Here is an 18,030-nt window from a genome sequence, read left to right as displayed (position 1 = left end):
CCGAGATCAATGGCCTTTTACAATCGACGCGTGCTGCAACAACGTACTCTCAAATCCCTGACCCGCGCCGTCGGCGTCGGGCTGCACAGCGGCCAACGGGTGGAACTCACCCTGCGGCCTGCGCAGCCCGACACTGGCATCGTTTTCCGTCGGGTGGATTTGCCCGAGCCGGTGGACATTCCGATCTCGGCGCTGGCCGTGACCGATACGCGGCTGGCCTCCACGATTTCCGCCGGGGGCGCCAAGGTGCACACGGTCGAGCATCTGATGTCAGCCTGCGCCGGACTGGGCGTGGACAACATGTATGTGGACATCACCGCCGAAGAAGTGCCCATTCTGGATGGCTCGGCAGCGTCGTTTGTGTTTTTGCTGCAAAGCGCCGGGATTGAGCTTCAAAACGCGCCGCGCCGCTTCATCCGCCTGACCAAAATGGTGGAGGTGCGTGAGGGGGAGGGCGCGGCCGAGAAGTGGGCGCGTCTGGAGCCGTACCACGGTTACAAGCTGAGTTTCGAGATTGACTTTGACCACCCCGCGGTGGACGCCACCGGTCAACGCGTGGTGTTCGACATGAGCGCCGATTCTTATTCCAAAGACATCGCCCGTGCCCGCACTTTTGGTTTCACCAAAGACGTGGAGATGATGCGCGCCAACGGCCTCGCTTTGGGCGGCGGCCTGGACAACGCCATCGTCATGGACGACTACAAGGTGTTGAATTCAGAGGGGCTGCGTTATGACGACGAGTTCGTCAAACACAAAATCCTCGATGCCATGGGCGATCTGTATTTGATCGGCAAGCCTTTCCTGGCCAGCTACAGCGCTCGCCGCTCCGGCCACGCCATGAACAACCTGCTGCTGCGCGAGTTGCTCAAGCGCCCCGATGCCTGGGACGTGGTGACCTTTGAAGACGAAAAACTGGCCCCCAAAGGCTTTGCGCAACTCGCCAGAGCCTGGTAACTGGTACGGCCGACCGCGGCTAGCCACACCAGCCTGCGCTTCACTCAGGAGTCTTACCGTGCTGCTTTTTCGCTGGCTCATTCTGTTGCTGCTGCTGGGCGCCGTGGTGTCGTTCACCTTTTATGTGGCCACCGGGCAACCCCGGTTCAAGCAGTACGGCCTGCGCACCCTGAAGTGGGCGCTGATTGCCGGCTTCGGGTTTTTCGCCGTGCTGATTCTGGAGCGGGTGGCCTGAGGCCAGTTCTGAGGCTATCGCTTACCGGCTTCGTCCGGCCTTGTACTTGCCACTGCTTAAACCACCCAACCCGTCGGCCTGGGCCATGCGCGCCATGGCCGTGCCGGCATGGGCATGGGTGATGGCCAGACCCAGGGCATCGGCAGCGTCCGGGCCGGGCAGTCCAGGCAAGGCCAGCAGGCGGCGCACCATTTCCTGAATCTGGGTTTTGTCGGCCCGGCCATAACCCACTACGGCTTGCTTCATCTGCAGCGCGGTGTATTCGGCCACCGGCAAATCGTTTGACACCAGCGCCGTGATACAGGCGCCACGGGCCTGGCCGAGCAGCAACGTGGATTGCGGGTTGACGTTGACGAACACGATCTCGACCGAGGCCGCGTCGGGTTCGTACCGGGCGACCACCTCGCGAATGCCATCAAACAAAATTTTCAGCCGCGCGGGCAGTTGCCCCCGTTCAATGTTTTTGGTGGTGTTAATGGTGCCGCTGGCGACATAGGTCAGCGCCTGACCGTCGACATCAATCACGCCAAAGCCGGTGGTGCGCAGACCGGGGTCAATGCCGAGAATTCTCATGTGCTATTAAATTGATAGCTGCTTGCGCACTATTTACGGAGGCTAGAGGCCAAAATACCACTTAACCGAGTGGAAGAACACCGGCGCTGCAAAACACAGGGCATCGACCCGGTCCAGCAGTCCGCCCGCACCCGTGACCGCCGTGCCCTGGCCGCGCCAGATGGGAATGCCACGATCACGTTTGAGCGCCTTCATCACCAGATGCCCCATCGACCCGGCAGCGCAGGCAATGAAGGCCATGCCAAAAGCCTGGCCCGGCACAAAGGGCGTGATGCCCGCCAGCAGGGCGCCCAGAAGGCTGCCCACCGTCATGCCCACCCCCCAGCTGGGCCAATTGAAGCTTTGGCTGATGTTGGGCGCGGTCGGTGTCCGGCGCCAGCGCCGGGAGGCCAGATGCTGGCTGATCATGCTGGTTTGCACCACCAGCACCAGGAAGAAAACCAGAAAGGCGCTTTTGTTGTCGTGGCCTTTGAAATCCAGCAGCAGCAAGGCGGGCACGTGGCTCATGCCATAGATGCACACCATGATGCCCCATTGCAGCTTGGCGTTGCGTTCCAGAAAACGCTGTGGGTCATTGGCCAGTGCGCTGGTGACGGGAATCGCCAGAAACACATAGACCGGGATGAACACGGTGAACAGTTCAACGTGTTGCGTGCCCACCAGCCAGTACTGCAGCGGCAACACCACAAAGAAGGCCAGCACCAGGCTGCGGTGGTCACCCCGGCGGGTGGGCGAGAGGGTCATGAACTCCCGCAGCGCAAAAAATGACACCATGCCAAACAGCAGCAGCGCCACCCAGTCCCCCGCCAGCCAGCCAATCCAGAACACCAGCACCATCAGCCAGCTGGTCTTGAGCACGCCTTTGAAATTGCGCAGTTCACCATGCCACTGCGCCGAGGCGTCGCTATCGTCCTGCTCGCGCAGCGACAGCAGCACGGTGCCCACGCTGGCCAGCAGCAGGAGTCCAAAAACGATCAGGAACAGGGCGCCGACCTGTTGCGTGGCGGTGAGGTTTTTCAGCGTCTGGTACATGGCGTGGGTGTGGGCGGCTCAGACGTCCCGCAGCGCGATGACGGCGTTGCGTGCCCGGTCCAGAAAAGCGCGGCGTTCTTCGCCTTCCTGCAAGTGGATTGGCGCGCCGAAGGTGACCGAGCACAACACCGGAACAGGCACCACTTCGCCCTTGGGCATGACGCGTTGCACGTTGTTGATCCACGCCGGAATCAGCTCTATGGTGGGGAACTTGAACGCGAGGTTGTACAGCCCGGCCTTGAACGCTTGCGGCTCTTCGGCGTGGCCGCGTGTGCCTTCAGGGAACAGAATGATGGAGTCGCCGTGGCTCAAGGCCTCGAACAGCGGCTCCAGCGGGTCTTCGTCGGCGCTGCGGTCACGTGCCACGTAGATGACGTTGAACACGGCCGTGGTGAGCCAGCGTTTGAAGGGCGTTTTGGTCCAGTAGTCTTTGGCGGCAATGGCCCGGGTGCGGGCGCGCAACTCTTGGGGCAGCGCGGCCCAGATCATCACCAGATCAGCATGGCTTTGGTGGTTGGCGAAGTAAATGCGTTGCTCCGCCTTGGGCGGGCAGCCCCACCAGCGCGCCTGCGAGCCGGTCAGAAAACGGACCAGGCCCAGCAGAAAGTAACTCATCATCTTGGCAAGCATGAGGGTTCTCAGGGCAGTTCGGCATCGGCCATGCGCCGGGCAATCACGTTGGCGCGCCCGGCGATGTAGCTGGAGTTGGGCAATTTCTCAAAAAACTTGGGGCGCGGCAACATCACGGCCAGCCGGGCCGCCTCGATGCTGCTGAGTTTGGCGGCGGGTTTGTGAAAGTAGTGCTGGGCCGCCGCCTCGGCGCCAAACACACCGTCACCCCACTCCACGCTGTTGAGGTAAATTTCCAGAATGCGCTCCTTGTTCAGCAGCGCCTCAAGCAGCAGGGTCAGGACAAACTCCTGGCCCTTGCGCACGAAGGTGCGCTCGCCGGAGAGAAACAGGTTTTTGGCCAGCTGCTGTGTGATGGTGGAGCCACCAATGATCTTGGGCGGGCGCGCCGCCGGTTTGGGTTTGGCGCTGATCGTGGCAGCAGGCTTGATGGCCTGGGTTTTGGCGGCTTGGGCCTCGGCCTTGGCATTTTTTTGCCAGGCTTTTTCCAGCGCGTCCCAGTCCACACCATCGTGGTTGACAAAGCCATCGTCCTCGCTGGCAATCACGGCCAGCTTGAGTTTTTCGGAGATCTGGGCGTAGGGCATCCATTGCTGGCGCCAGTGGAGGGTTGGGCTGTCGGTGAGCACGCGCCAGGCCTCCGAGCGTTCAAAGGCGGTGGATTGCGGGTCGATGACCGCCATGGTTGCAATGCGGGCGACGAAGAAGAGTTGCAGCGCCAGAAAAGCGGCCACCAGCAAACCCAACCAGCGCAGAAAAGGTTTCATGGGTCAGTTGCCCGTGGCGCGGGTTTCCAGCGTCTCGTCGCGGGTGAACTTGAAGCGAGAGGGAAACACAATCTGGTCGGCCTGGCGGCGCATGGCCTCACTGAAGCGGCCAAACGGCGCGGCACTGCGCACAATGGCCTCGGCCCGCAGGTCCAGCGTGCGGTTGCCCGAGCTTTTGACAATCTCGGTTTGCAGCACGCGCCCGTCAAAGTTGATGGTCACCACCATGGTCAATTCGCCGTACAGCTTTTTGCCGCCCGCCTCGGGAAAGTTCTCCGTGCCCTTGCCTTCGATGCCGCGGCGCAGGCTGTCGTAGTACACGGCGTAGACCGCCTCACGCGTGGCCGGGCTGATGTAACGCCTTTTCGGGCGTTCATTTTCTTCATTGATGCGCTTCTCGATCTCGGCCAGGATCTTGATCAAACGGCGGCGTTTTTCTTCCCGGTCGAGCTGCTCCTGCGAGGGGCTGAGCTGCTTGGGGTCTGGCGGGGGCATGGCCGCCAGCATGTTCTTGACCTGGGCCAGCAGCAGGTTTTGCTGCTCCTGCATGTTGTGCAACTTGCGCTGGGCGGCCACCTCGGTGTCGTCCCCGACCTCGGAGACCAGTGCCGGAGGCAAGGGACTGGTGGCGCGTCCTTTGGCTGCGTCGCCACCGCCGGCCATCGACTTTTGCGCAATCGCCTTCGCCTTTTCAGGCCGTTCGGATGTGCTCGCATTGACCAGAATGACTTCCAGCGGAGAGTCTTCAAACACGCGGTTGAAAGCCTCGGGGTTCACCAGGCGCACCGTCAGCAAGACGGCGTGCACGGCAAGCGAGACGCCAAGCGCTATTTGAAGGGTGCTGAAAGACCGCAGGTTCACGGGGCAGGATTATCGCTGGCCGCAGGGGCCGTTTCGGTGTCGGTTTCGGTCATGTCCACGGCGATGGCGATCGGCCCGGCGGAGGTGTCGTCATCGTCCTCTGCGGCATCACTCTCGGGCGCGTCCGCGGCCTCGGGCAGCGCGTCCAGACGCTCCACCACGGTGCCGCTGATGTCGAGTGTGATTTCGTCAATGTCGCCCAGCTTGACCCGCACGCGCGCGCCGCGCGGCAAACCGCTGGCGCCCATCACGGGCAACACCAAGGGCAGGTCGTCGGCCCGCACCATGTTTTCCTTGAACACGGTGGCCGTGATCTCGGTCACGCTGTGTTGCTGCACGTATTTGAGCGTCCAGAAGCGCTCCATGCCACCCTGGAAGCCGTTGTACGCAAAGTAGGCCGAATCGAAGCTGGAGATGATCGAAAACAGCTCCGCATCCTTGGGCTTGAAGGGGGCCACCAGCGCCGCCGTTTTGCCGTGACGCGCGCAGGCAATGATTTGCCACTGGTTGACCAGGTCGGTGTAGCGGCGCAACGGTGAGCTGCTCCAGGCGTAACTTTTGACACCCAGACCGGCGTGCGGCAGGGCCTTGGTGCCCATGCGCACCTTGACGCCGGGCAGCATCGAGGCCTGGCTGCGGTAAATGCCGGGCACGCCCAGCTCGGCCATCCAGCTACCCCAGGTGCTGTTGGCCAGAATCATGGCTTCAGACACGATCAGGTCCAGTGGCGCGCCGCGCTGGCGGGTGCTGATCTGCACGGTCTCGTCGCCTTGCGGTTCGCGGCCCTCGTTGCCGACCAGCTTGAAGTTGTAGTCCGGCCGGTTGAAGCTCTCGGGTTTGCCGCGCACCACCTCGCGTTTGGCTTTGAGGTCTTTGGCCAGGCGGTGCAAAAATGATAGCGACTCCCGCTTGTTCAGCAAGGGCTGCGGGTCGATTTCATGCAAAAACGCGGGGTTTTCAAGCCACTCGGTGGTGACGATGGCATCGAGCTGGTCGTGTCGCAGGTTGGCACCAATGTGCACGCGCTCCAGTTTTGTTTCACTGCTTTGGATGTCCAGCGTGGCTTCGTCCAGCGTCACGTACAACGAAACGGCCGGACAGTCGCGTCCCTCTTGCAGGGTGTAGGCCTGCACCACATCGTCAGGCAGCATGGTGACTTTGTAGCCCGGCATGTACACGGTGGACAGGCGGTTGCGGCCGAGTTGATCAATGGGGCTGCCGGGCTGGATGGCCAGGCCGGGCGCCGCGATGTGGATACCCACCACCACAGTGCCGGTTCCCAGTCCTTGCACGGACAAGGCATCGTCAATCTCGGTGGTGGCCGAGTCGTCGATGGAGAATGCGCGGGCGGTGGAGAGCGGCAACTCGTCCTTGATGGCGGGCGCCTCGAGCTTGGCGAAGCCCGTGCCCTTGGGAAAGTTCTCCAGCAAGAACCGGCGCCAGTGAAACTGGTAGGGCGAGTCAATCGCACCGGCTTTTTGCAGCAATTCAAGCGGCCCCAGCCGGGTGGCGCGTGAGGCTTCGACCACGGCCTTGTACTCAGGTGCATTTTTGTCCGGCTTGAACAGAATTTTGTACAACTGGTCGCGAATGGGGGCCGGGCAGCTGCCTTCGCTCAGGTCCTTGACCCACTGCTCGGTTTGCAGGGCGATCTGCTTTTTCTTCTCAATGGCCGCCAGGGCCAACGCGATGATGTCGGCCGGGGCCTTGCGAAAACGCCCTTTGCCGGCCCGGCGAAAGTAGTGCGGCGCTTCAAACAGGCGCACCAGCATGCCTGCCTGCTGTTCCAGCGTGGCCTTGTCGCTGAAATAGTCGCGCGCCAGGTCGGCAAAGCCGAACTCTTCCTCGGGCGAGAACTCCCACGCCATCTCCAGCTCGATGGTCTGGCTGATGGCCTGCGCCGACGCCATCAGCGCGGCTGGCGCCGGCTTTTCAAATCGCAGCAGGATGTTGGCCGCCTTGACCTTGACCCGCTTGCCGCTGTCCAACTCCACCTGTGCAGAGGACTCCGCCTCTGACAGCACCCGACCGGCCATGAATTTTCCGGCTTCTTCAAACAATAAAAACATAGGCGGCATTGTCCCAGCAAAAAGGGGGACGTGGCCGCCGACCCGGAGCGGGGTTCAGGTCAGGCCCAAAAACGCCATGATTTCCGGCAAGTGTTCATCAAAGTGGCTGAGGGCGTGGTCCCCGCCCTCCAGCAGGCGAATGTGGGCAGCTGCGTAGCGGGCATGCATTTCGCGCCAACTCAGGACTTCGTCGCCTTTGGCGATGATGGCGAGGTAGTGGTCGGGCTGTTTGAGAGGGGCGCATGCGAGGTCGCGTAATTCCTGCACAAACTCAGGTTTGAAGAAGAAATGCTCCTCCGGGTTGTGCCAGCGGGTTTGCTCGCCAATGTACTTCTCCAGGTCGCGTGCGGGGTCAACTGCCGGGTTGAGTAGCACTGCCCTGCAGCCGGTTTGTTCGGCCAGGGCTGTGGCATAAAAACCGCCCAACGAGGAGCCCATCACCGCCATGGATGCGCGCGGCCAGTGGGTCGTACCTTGTTCTATCAAGGTAAATGCCTCGCGTGGTGAGGGCGGAAGTTGCGGGCACCACCATTGAATTTCCGGGTGATGTGTGGCCATGTGCCTGGCCATCGTCTGGGCCTTTGCCGATTGCGGTGAGGACCGGAAGCCATGCAGGTAGAGGATGTGGGTGATGGGCTGGGTGGTAGGCATGAGCCGAATGATAGAGGTGAAAGAAAGCCCCGCAGGCTGCTGGGCAGCTTGCGAGGCTTTGAAGTAAGAGCAGGCACGTTGCCTGCCAAGTTGATTTCAGCGGCGCACGCCCACGACACTGCCGCTGCTTGGGGTGGAAGTCGGGTCGTTATAGATGCCGCTGGCCGTGCCCGCCATGAAGTTCATGTTGCCGCTCCCGGTGCTGAAACTGTCAGCGTAAGAAAACGCACCGGTGGCAGCATTCGTGATCGTTAGCGAGCACGTTGGGAATGCAACTCCCTGGTAGTCCCGGCACGCCACGTTTCCATTGGCTTGAATGACTACCGTGATTCCGTCATTCGTTTGCGTTGGGTCATGGAGGTCCCACGTTCCTTGGTAAGAAGCGGCGGTCAGGGCCAAAGGCACCGAAGCATCATCAGGCGGCAGACCCAATTGCGTGAGCAGTGCCGTACCGCCGACGGTATTCAGGCGGGCGCTGTTGCTCACATTGGGCTTGTTCTGATAACCCATATAAACCAGACCGCCCCGCTCTACAAAAACACGGGTGAAGTTCAGTGCCGATGCCTGTGTGGGCAGGTTGTTCAGCGTCATGACGCGGGCATTGCCGAGGCTTGCAATCGTATAGGTGCCTGTCCCGACTGGCGTGCAATTGCGGGTTGAACCATTGTTAAACCGCTCTTTGCAAGCGTAGTACGTCACAGGGTTGGTGCCCGTTCCCTTAAAAGCCACCCGCAGTTTGGTGTTGCCGGTGAAGAATCCGGGTGCTATGCCTGAGCCGACCGGTGCTGAGCCGATTGTGCCAATGCTGACCGTGCTTTGGCCCCAAGCCTCATTGATGGAGTCAGGATTTATATATGTGCTTCCGTTGTACACAAAGCTGCCCCCGCTGAAGCGGCACGGGGTGCCCGTCATGGCGGCCATCATGCCTTCCAGTGTCGTGCTGTTGGTGCCATTGGTGTTGGCAAATTCAGCCGAATTGCAGCCGACACCCGCTGCCTGTGCAGTAGCCTCGCCGCCGGATGAGACGGCTGTGGTGTATTGCGTGATTGCATTGCTCTCACCCACCGGGTTGCTGCCACCGGGGTAATAGCTGATCGCCATGGTCAGCGGGGTCGAAGTTTGATAGATCAGCGATGAACCGGCCGGGAACGTCGCGGTTCCCAGCGCAGCGGTGTCCGCAATCGTCAGATTGGTGTAGCCCGCTGTGCGAACCTGGGCATAGACCTCTGCCATCGTCTTGTCTTTGATGTCAAACGTGGCGCGAGTGGACTTGCCTGTTTCGGCGCTGTCGCAGTAGTTGTAGCTGGCTCTTCCTTGCGCATCACGCACCGTCGAGGTGTTCTCAAAATTGATCGGGCAATTCACCCAGGCACTGCCGCTCCAGTGCAGGTCTGCCTCGCGCCATGGATCACTACCTGCACCCCACTTGGCAACAGAGCCTGCTGTGCTGCGTGTGCGCCGCTCTACATATTTTGTGTTGTTGCTGGCGTCCGGCGTGTTTTGGGCAAGTGAACTGCCAAAAGTCCGTGAGAAGTAGTTTGCAGCGTTCGTGAAATAGAGATTGACCAGCGTGAAGCCAGCACTTGGGGCTGCCGTTGCGACCGCCGCAGTGGAGGAGGACTGTGTGTTAATCGCCACCACTGTGGCCATTGCAGTAGGTGTCAAACCCGAACTGGTCACGAGGGTGTTCGCCGCAGCCAAAAGTGCAGTCTCCTTCGCTGCAGGCGTCGTTGCAGCCTGCACAGTGGGATCATTCAGGGCTGTCACCAACGCGGGCAACAATTCCAGAAGTTTTTTCTGGATTGCCTTGTTGATATCGGCTTGTGTGATGGTGGTGCCATCTGCGGCCGTCGTCCCCACCACAGTACTTCCGATAGCCGTGGACTGCTGCTGGGTGGTCACCACCACCATGCGCGCCACGGTGGCTGCGCTGATGCTGCCATCGGTCGGCGCCGCCACTTTCGTAAAGTCCTGAAATAGCGAGGTGGTTATACCGGTGGCGGCTTGCACTGCCGCGGCCGCGTCGGCGGTACTGGCGCCGGTGCTGGCAATCGTTTGTTGAACCATCGTGGTCAGCGGGCTCACCACACCGACACTGTCTGCCGGAGCCGACATGGTGAAGGGCACAGGCACGGCGCCCGTGTCGGCATCAATGGCGTCGGTGCCAACTATCGCAATAACGGGGTATTTTCCAACGTCGGCGGCGTCGATTGTGAGATTGACCTTGCCTGTGGCATCTGTCTTCGCAGAGGGCTCGCCGGTGTCGCACGTCCCGTTGCTGTTCTTGTCCAGGCAAACGGTGGCATTTTGAATCGCCCCATCCACCACAGTCACGGGGACACTGCTTGTTGTGGCCGCCGCAGGACTGCTGCCTCCGCCACCCCCGCAGCCGTAAATAGTCAGAAGCCCCGCGCTGGCAATGCCAAGCGACAGTCGTTTGAGTGCGATCTTCATAAAACCCCCTGTGAGTTGTTTGGGACGCAGTCGGTTCAAAACTCCGGTTGAAGGCGAACTGACCTGCGCTGCAAGTTTCATCGCGTCAATAGAAACGCGCCATCCCATGAATATGGGATGGCGCCGCAATGTCGGTGCGTTTGTCAGTGACCTTTGGAGGGTGGCTCTAAAACGGAATATTCAACCCGCCACTCACGCCGTACGCCTTGGCCGTGTCCATATTCGTGTGGTCCATTCGCAAGGCGAGGTGGAACCATTGATGTTGCAATGCCAGCCCCAACGTATTGAAACGCAAGTCGTAATCTGCGCTCACACGCCATTGCGGGTTGATGCGGTATGTGACAGCCGCTTGCGGGAACCAATAGTTTGAGGTGTAACTGGTGGCGCCTTGCAGCACAAAGTCTCCCAACGGGAAATTGGCTGCCAGCCACACCTTGGGATCAAGTCGCTGACCCACGTCACGGTAGCTGCTGATGCGTGTGGCGGAGGGGTTGAACTGCACAAAGCCATTGGCGTCGTAATATTTGGTGGCGGTGCTGTAGTCGGTGGTGTTATTGGGCAAGTCTTTCCAATGGATGCGTCCCATCAGGTCAGCCACCGCCAGTTCGATGCTGACGCCACTGTTCCGGTGGTGCAGCACCATGCCGATGTCCACGGCGTAGCCTTGCCCCGAGGGGGCCGCCAAATGCCCAAACGGTGCGTTAAAACTGCTGAGATCGGCCACATTCGTGCGGCTGTCTGTGTCGTTCAGTTGGGCCCCGGCGTTGATGTCTTTGGCGTTCAGTGTGACGACCTGGCCGGTGGCAGTTTCCAATTTGACTCGCTTGCCACGCAGGTACGACAAGCCCAAGCCCCAGTCTATGTGCCATGGACCGCCCAAGCCGAGCTGAAAGCTTTTGCTCAGGCGCGCACCGTGGGCTTCGAAACCCCGGATGTGATAGTCGAGCTGGTAGGTGCGGCCCACGTCGTAGCCGCCGCTGGTGCTGTATTGCTGCACCAGATCGGACGTGTCCCGGTTAGCTTCTACCAGGGCCTCGGCACGGTACAGGACACCCAGTCGATAACCTTGCCATTGCACCCCGGTTTCCGCGCGGGCAGACAGCAGGCCAATGTTGGTGCCCGAGCGAGGTGCGTAGTTGCCTTGCCAGTCGCCGCCATATTGGCGCATGGCGACCTGGTCATTGCCTTCAAAGGCTTCGAGTGAGGTGTAAATCTGGTTGCCCTTGCCATTCCTGGCCGGGTTGTCCACGGCCAGCAGACCCTCGGTGTGCCCCAGCAGAGGAGACGCAAGACACCATAAAAATGTCAGTGTTCTTTTTTTTAGCTTCACCATGATCGATCACTCAAAAAAAATCCGGCGGTGACACACCGCCGGATTCGACTAGACAGAAAGCAACGGTATTAAATCAACGATTCGGTCACGCCGTCAACGTAATTGATGGCTCCATTGGCGAGGGTTGCCACGGGGGCGCCGGCCTTGGTCACGGCTCCCGTTTTGGTCACGACCTGAACACCGTCCTGGTTGCTCAGGGTCAAGGTCTCGTTGGCCGGGTTATCGCCGTCTACCTTGCCACTGCCTGTGATTTTGACTGTGCCATAGGTGTAGTTCAGCGTCACGTCGCTGGTGCTCGAACCGGTCTTGGCGACGGCCAGAACCAGTTTCATCAGTGGCCGACTAGGTGCCTGGATGGTGCCCGTGAAGGTCAGGGTGGCGTGGACGTAGTTGCTGGATGAATCAGGCTTAGTCGTGTCGAACTGGCTGTAGTTCGCGACGGTTGCTTCCAGCTTGCCCGTCAAAAATTCGCCAGCACCGCTGGTCGATGTGTCGCTGATGCTGCCAGTGAACACAATGTTGGTGGGCATGTAGTCGCTGCCACTTGCATCGGTCACAAACGAGCTAACGTCCAGCGTTCCCGTGAATTGGCTGGCTGCAGTCTTGGCTGTGCCGATCAGTTTGGCGGCGAGAACCTTGGAGCCTGTTGTGGCTTCATTGGTTTCGTCCGCGTCAAAGAAACTGCCGCTGTCAAAGGACAAAGCGACAACCTTGGCTGCGTCCAATAAATTGGCTGTCGACACCGATCCAGACAGGGCGTAATGGAAGTTGTTAGCTGCAGTCAGTGCCGTACGCGCCGCCGAAATAGCAATCGTGTCGATCCCGGTGAAGTCGGTCGAAGCTGGCAGCGTGCCGTTGAGCGCGATGCCGGTTACTTTTCCGCTGACGACTGTTTTTCCAACTGAGCCGTTGCCAGGGGTTGAACCCGTAGCGATGGAAATCACCGAAGGCGCAGTTTGACCAGAAACATGCTTCATGTTGTATCTGGTAGCTGTGTAGGTGTACTGATTTGCTGTCGAACCAGCCGTCAGCTCAAAAACCATCATTTTGATTCTGTTGTTTGCGTAATCGGCGTTGTCGGAGCCCGCACGGGCGCAAGTTACTTTGCCTGCAGTCTGCACGCCATTGATATCGCCTTGCCAGCAATTGATGTATGAACCAACGCCATTCCAGACGTCTTGAATGGAGCCATGATCAGTGACGAGCGCAGTCGTTCCAGACGTCAACACCTTGCCTGAACTGAAGCCGGGATTACCCGCAGTGGTCAGATCCTCATAGGCTGTCATCGTTCCGCTGAGCGCACCGATGCGGTTGGCCACCTTGGACATTTCAGGCGCAACATTGGCGTTCAGGTCGGCGTTGATGCGTGTGGCCTGGCTGTCCAGGAAGCCGGTCTTGTTGCCATTGGCAAAGGACTTCAATGTGGTGCGCAGTTCGGCGAACATCGCTTTGGCGAGGGTCACGTCCGATTGATTCGTCACGGCAACCACTTTGGTGACATCCGGTGTCACGACCAGCGGCGTGTTGGCCGCAAGGGTCTGGCTGCCTGGTGTTGCCAGGGTGGTCGCCGCGCTTTGGTAGGCGGCCGCCAGCATGGTGGGGGTCAGGCTGTAATTCAGGATGGCGACGCTGCCATTCTGACCATTCAGGGTGCCGTCTTTCAGGTCAATCGCCAAATTGGCGGCCAGGGTCGCGGCTGAGGTGCCGGTAGGGGCTGATTTTGCGAAGGCCGCCAGCACCAGCGCGTATTTGTCCGCAGGCAACGCCAGGTCGAGGGTATTGCCTGTCGTGGCGCTCACGGGGTTGGGTGCGACCAAAATATCCGTCAAGCCAAAGACCGCCGCTACTTTGGCATTCGCGTCGCTGACTGTGAGCGCCGTAGCGTTGGCGATGCCACCTGCGGCGACCAAATTGGCTACCGCGGCATTGGTCAGTGCTGTCACCCCCACTTGTGTTTGCGGGGCGGGTACCACGGCCTGAAGTGTCGAGCCAGCGCCAAATAGGGCGTCTGCTCCCGTGCCTTCATCAAAATACATGACGCCTGCAGCGCCCACCACGGTAATCACCACGGGGCCGGTGTAGGCTGCTGAATACGAAAGCGTTACGGCGCCATTGCTGCCGATCGAGCCTGTTGTCAGCAGGGTTCCGTCCGGTTTGGCGAGGTTGACCACGGTGCCCGAGCTGAATTTGCCCAGCGAAGGTGTCACCGTGGTGCTCGTGGTGGTGGCCACCGCTGCGCCGCCTCCACCGCCGCCGCAGCCATAAATCGTCAGCATGCCTGCGCTGGCAATACAGAGAGAAAGTCGTTTCAACGTAATTTTCAAGATGAGTCCCTGGTTATAGATAAATAAGCGCGGTTGATTACAAGATGCTGAAATGGATTTGTATATCCCCCAATTGGGGGGTGCAAATTTCTCGCAATCTTGACCTGCGTCACAAGTTTCCTCGCACCCATGACTTCGCGCCATCCCATAAACATGGGATGTTGCGTTATGTCGATTGCCGCCTTTGCGGGCTATGCTCGGATCAAATTCAAAACATGGGAGAGGTGCAAACAAGTGTGGCGCGTACTGGTTGTTGAGGACGATCCGCAGATGCGCGATTTTTTCGCGGGCAGTGTCTCGCGTTGTGCCGGGTTGCAATTGATGGCCAGCGTCGGTACGGTGACCGATGCAAAAGCCTGGCTGGATGCGCACGCGGGTGCCCTTGATGTGCTGCTGACCGATCTGGGCTTGCCTGATGGCAGCGGGCTGGAGGTTATCCGCCACGCCACACGGCTCAATCCGGCGTGTGAGCCTCTGGTGATTTCCATGTTTGGGGATGAAGACAACGTGTTGGCCAGCATTGAGGCGGGCGCCTTGGGTTACATCCACAAGGACTCGACCCCCGACGACATTGCCCAGACGATTCTGGACATGCGCGCCGGGGCGTCACCCATTTCTCCCATGATTGCCCGGCGGGTCTTGTCCAAATACCGGTCTGATCAGGTTTTTAAGGCTGTAGCCCTGGTTGAGCAAGCGCAATATGCTATCAAAAGTGTAGCTATTGAGGTTCGGGATGTCGTGTTGCCGCGGGCATTGCTGTCGCAGCGGGAGCAGGAAGTTCTGGCCTTGATTGCCCGTGGGTTTTCTTATGCAGAAATAGCGCGCTTGCAGGGCTTGAGTGTTCACACCGTGCAGACCCATATCAAACGCCTGTATGGAAAACTGTCGGTGCACTCCAAAAGTGAGGCGGTGTTCGAGGCGACGCGCATGGGCTTGCTGTCCGGCCATGACTGACGTGCCCGGCTGACCCGGATGCCTGATCACTGTTGCCCGGGCCGAAGCGGGCGGCGGCTAAGATGCCCTCATGAATCGATTGTGGTCAGTTTTGCGGCGTGGGGTGCTGCCCGGTCTTGGGTTGTTATTGGCATGCCTGACCTTGCAGTCGCAGGCCCTGACGCTGGAATTGCGTGAGGCCAACACGGTTGTGACGGTGCAGGGGCAAACGACCCAAACTGCCGTGAGTCTGCCTTATCACTGGGACCGACGCCACCAAGGGCTGTCAGGCGTGGCGACCTTCGATGTGCCGTTTGAACTGAGTGCAGTGCCCACGGAGCCTATGGGCGTCTACGTATCCCGGATGGGTAATGCTTATGAAATCTGGCTTAACGGCACTCTGCTGCAGAGCAACGGTGATTTGCAGCGTTACAACGGCCCGGATTTTGCCAAGGCGCCGCGTCATATTGTGGTGACGCCTGGCCTGCTGGGCATGCATAACCTGTTTCGCGTACACATCCGTGCTGATGTGGGGCGCCGTGGCGGTCTGGCTCCGATGATTCTGGGACCAGCAGCCGAGGTGCATGCCTTGTATTTGCATGACTATGGGTTGCGTGTCACAGGTTCGCTGATTGTGGTTATCGTGAGTCTGCTGGTTGGCTTACTGGCCCTGGCGTTATGGGCGACCCAGGTCAACACGAACGTTCCGGGGTGGCTACGGCGCGATCCGCTGTACTTGTATGCAGGCATGGCTGAACTGTCCTGGACAGTAAGCATTGGCAACGCCATCATCGAGACACCACCCCTGTCCTGGCCTTGGTGGGGCACTATCGCGCTGGTGTCCTCGTCGGTGTGGATTGCCAGCATGACCCTGTTTTGTGTTGAAGTCGCGAATTGGAGTCGATTCCCCGCAGCCATCTGGTTGCGTCGCTGGCTGATGGTGCTGGTCGTGGCAAGTGTCGCCGCCGGCGCGGGCGCGTTGGCTTACGGCCATCCGCTCGCCATGACGCTTTTGTACGCGGCCTCAGGCCTCACGTCCCTGATTTTTGTCTCCTTGTTTCTCTGGCGCGCAGTGCGTGGCGCGTCGCTGCTGCACAAGATCGTGGCCTTTATATTGCTGCTGAATACGCTGGTGGGCTTGCGGGATCTGTATGTGTTCCGGTTGAGTGAGGCCTACGGCGGCAATACGTACCTGCGTTTCAGCTCGTTGCTGTTCGGGCTGACGCTGGCCTACATCGTGATCACGCGGTTCCGGGCGGCCAGCGCCCAGGCGCGCGACCTGACCGCCAACCTGGCAGCCCGTGTGACACAAAAAGAGCAAGAACTTGCACAGACCTATCAGCGCATGGAGCAGCTGGCTCGCGAGCAGGAGCGAGCGACCGAGCGCACACGCATCCTGCGCGACATGCACGACGGCGTGGGTTCGCACATCAGCACGGCCATCCGGCAACTGGAGTCCGGTCGCGCCAGTCAGGATGAGGTGTTGCACACCCTGCGCGATTCGCTGGATCAGCTCAAGCTGTCCATTGACGCCATGAACCTGCCGCCGGGCGATATCACGGCCCTGCTGGCCAACCTGCGTTACCGGCTCGAGCCCCGCTTGAAGGTCTCCGACATTGAGTTGCAGTGGGATGTAGACCTCCTGCCCCCCCTGATTCGGCTGGATGACAAGGCCATGCGCCACCTGCAATTCATGGTATTCGAAGCCATCTCCAATGTGCTGCAGCACGCCCACGCCAGCGAACTTCGTGTTGAGTTGCGCAGCACGGAGCACGGTGGAGCCCAGTTGCGGGTGATTGACAACGGCTGTGGGTTCGAGCCCACCGATGTGACCCGCCGGGGCCTGGGCTCCCTGCGCGAGAGGGCGACGGTCATCGACGCGGCCTTGTGCATTACCAGCGCGCCGGGCAAAACCACCGTGGAGATCGTGCTGGCTTGATTAGTCGCGGGATAATCCCGGGATGGCGCATCATTTTGGAAAAATTCATCCCTGGCAGCGCATCGCGCCCTGGTTTCGCGGTTTTGACGGCCCGCTGGCATTTGCGGTGTTTTTGCTCGTCTGTGCGGGCTTGCTGACCATGTATTCCGTGGGTTTTGACCACGGCACCCGGTTTGAGGACCATGGCCGCAACATGCTGATTGCCGGATTCATCATGTTTGCGGTGGCCCAGATTCCCCCCCAGCGGCTGATGACGCTGGCCGTGCCGCTCTACGTGATCGGCGTGACGTTGTTGATTGCGGTGGCGGTTTTTGGGGTTACCAAAAAAGGTGCCCGGCGCTGGCTCAATGTCGGCGTGATTATCCAGCCCAGTGAGGTCCTCAAGATTGCCATGCCGTTGATGCTGGCCTGGTGGTTCCAGAAGCGCGAAGGGCATTTGCGTCCGCTGGATTTTGGGGTGGGGCTGTTGCTGCTGGCGGTGCCCTTTGGCTTGATTGCGCGTCAGCCTGACCTGGGCACGGCCATTCTGGTGTTGTCCGCAGGCATGTCCATCATTTTCTTTGCCGGACTGTCCTGGAAATGGTTTGCGCCGCCCGTGTTGATCGGGCTGGTGGCGGTGGCTCTGGTGGTCAGTTTTTCTGAGCAGTTGTGTGCCGACGGCGTGCGCTGGCCGGTGTTGCACGACTACCAGCAGCAACGCATCTGCACGCTGCTGGACCCGTCGCGTGATCCGCTGGGCAAGGGCTTTCACATCATCCAGGGCATGATTGCCATTGGCTCCGGTGGGTTTTGGGGCAAGGGCTTCATGCAAGGTACCCAGACGCACCTGGAGTTCATTCCCGAGCGCACCACCGACTTCGTTTTTGCCGCGTTCTCTGAGGAATTCGGGCTGATGGGCAACCTGTTGTTAATTGCTGGCTTTCTCTTCCTCATTTTGCGCGGCATGGTGATTGCGATCGAAGCCCCCACGCTGTTTTCGCGCCTGCTGGCGGGCAGCATCGCCCTGATGTTTTTCACCTTCTCGTTTGTGAATATGGGCATGGTCAGCGGCATCTTGCCGGTGGTGGGTGTGCCATTGCCTTTCATCAGCTACGGCGGTACCGCCATGGTGACGCTGGGCTTGGGTCTGGGCATTCTGATGTCGATTGCCAAGTCCAAGCGGCTGGTGCAGTCCTGACAAAAAATGTCTCCAGGCGGGCTGTTGACGCCGCCCGGTGTTACTGACTGCCCTGCAGGTGGCTGGGTGGAGGCCTCTGCCAGTGTGGGCATTGCGCC

General features: G+C 60.1%; 15 protein-coding genes. 5 read left to right on the top strand and 10 right to left on the bottom strand.

Features of this window, described 5'->3' with window-relative positions:
* The first annotated feature begins 30 nt into the window (after window positions 1–30).
* Together lpxC and AC097N_RS08515 are read left to right on the top strand one after the other, a co-directional pair.
* A complete protein-coding gene (lpxC, locus tag AC097N_RS08520) occupies window positions 31–954 on the top strand; it encodes a UDP-3-O-acyl-N-acetylglucosamine deacetylase (protein ID WP_479580635.1) in 924 nt (307 codons plus the stop codon).
* A gap of 58 nt (window positions 955–1,012) precedes the next feature.
* Entirely contained in the window at window positions 1,013–1,189 is a 177-nt protein-coding gene (locus AC097N_RS08515) for a hypothetical protein (protein ID WP_479580473.1), read from the top strand.
* Between the two features lie 21 nt (window positions 1,190–1,210).
* Here the strand turns inward: AC097N_RS08515 and ruvC are convergent, their stop codons facing one another.
* The 10 genes from ruvC to AC097N_RS08465 form a co-directional block, all read right to left on the bottom strand.
* Window positions 1,211–1,762, bottom strand: a complete 552-nt coding sequence (gene ruvC, locus AC097N_RS08510; RefSeq protein WP_479580472.1) for a crossover junction endodeoxyribonuclease RuvC — start codon at window positions 1,760–1,762, stop codon at window positions 1,211–1,213.
* Window positions 1,763–1,804: 42 nt separating this feature from the next.
* A complete protein-coding gene (locus tag AC097N_RS08505) occupies window positions 1,805–2,794 on the bottom strand; it encodes a phosphatidate cytidylyltransferase (protein WP_479580470.1) in 990 nt (329 codons plus the stop codon).
* Window positions 2,795–2,812: 18 nt separating this feature from the next.
* Entirely contained in the window at window positions 2,813–3,424 is a 612-nt protein-coding gene (locus AC097N_RS08500) for a lysophospholipid acyltransferase family protein (protein ID WP_479580469.1), read from the bottom strand.
* An 8-nt stretch (window positions 3,425–3,432) separates the two neighbouring features.
* Window positions 3,433–4,191 (bottom strand): transglycosylase domain-containing protein, encoded by a 759-nt coding sequence (locus tag AC097N_RS08495; protein ID WP_479580468.1) that lies wholly within the window; start codon window positions 4,189–4,191, stop codon window positions 3,433–3,435.
* Between the two features lie 3 nt (window positions 4,192–4,194).
* Entirely contained in the window at window positions 4,195–5,046 is an 852-nt protein-coding gene (locus AC097N_RS08490; RefSeq protein ID WP_479580634.1) for an energy transducer TonB, read from the bottom strand.
* 2 nt (window positions 5,047–5,048) lie between these two features.
* Complete coding sequence (locus tag AC097N_RS08485; protein WP_479580467.1) at window positions 5,049–7,121, bottom strand: ribonuclease catalytic domain-containing protein; 2,073 nt, start codon at window positions 7,119–7,121, stop codon at window positions 5,049–5,051.
* 54 nt (window positions 7,122–7,175) lie between these two features.
* Window positions 7,176–7,772, bottom strand: a complete 597-nt coding sequence (locus AC097N_RS08480; RefSeq protein WP_479580466.1) for a YqiA/YcfP family alpha/beta fold hydrolase — start codon at window positions 7,770–7,772, stop codon at window positions 7,176–7,178.
* Window positions 7,773–7,868: 96 nt separating this feature from the next.
* Window positions 7,869–10,226, bottom strand: a complete 2,358-nt coding sequence (locus tag AC097N_RS08475; protein WP_479580465.1) for a hypothetical protein — start codon at window positions 10,224–10,226, stop codon at window positions 7,869–7,871.
* A 166-nt stretch (window positions 10,227–10,392) separates the two neighbouring features.
* Window positions 10,393–11,556, bottom strand: coding sequence for a hypothetical protein (locus AC097N_RS08470; RefSeq protein ID WP_479580464.1), 1,164 nt, complete (start codon window positions 11,554–11,556; stop codon window positions 10,393–10,395).
* A 71-nt stretch (window positions 11,557–11,627) separates the two neighbouring features.
* Window positions 11,628–13,883: a hypothetical protein gene (locus AC097N_RS08465; RefSeq protein WP_479580463.1), complete on the bottom strand. Its 2,256-nt coding sequence runs from the start codon at window positions 13,881–13,883 to the stop codon at window positions 11,628–11,630.
* 270 nt (window positions 13,884–14,153) lie between these two features.
* Here AC097N_RS08465 and AC097N_RS08460 point away from each other — a divergent pair, with 270 nt between their 5' ends.
* The 3 genes from AC097N_RS08460 to rodA all read left to right on the top strand — a co-directional run bounded on the left by AC097N_RS08460 (window position 14,154) and on the right by rodA (window position 17,932).
* Window positions 14,154–14,837, top strand: a complete 684-nt coding sequence (locus AC097N_RS08460; protein ID WP_479580462.1) for a LuxR C-terminal-related transcriptional regulator — start codon at window positions 14,154–14,156, stop codon at window positions 14,835–14,837.
* Window positions 14,838–14,907: 70 nt separating this feature from the next.
* Window positions 14,908–16,755 carry a sensor histidine kinase gene (locus AC097N_RS08455; RefSeq protein ID WP_479580461.1) on the top strand — a complete coding sequence of 616 codons (1,848 nt, stop codon included), beginning with the start codon at window positions 14,908–14,910 and terminating at the stop codon, window positions 16,753–16,755.
* Between the two features lie 22 nt (window positions 16,756–16,777).
* On the top strand, window positions 16,778–17,932 hold the full coding sequence (rodA, locus tag AC097N_RS08450) for a rod shape-determining protein RodA (RefSeq protein WP_479580460.1): 1,155 nt from the start codon (window positions 16,778–16,780) through the stop codon (window positions 17,930–17,932).
* Window positions 17,933–18,030: the final 98 nt, after the last annotated feature.

The organism is Rhodoferax sp. LS1R11 (genome assembly GCF_056521395.1).
The sequence above is the reverse complement of the archived record's forward strand: the minus strand, read 5'-3'. Positions and strand labels throughout refer to the sequence as shown.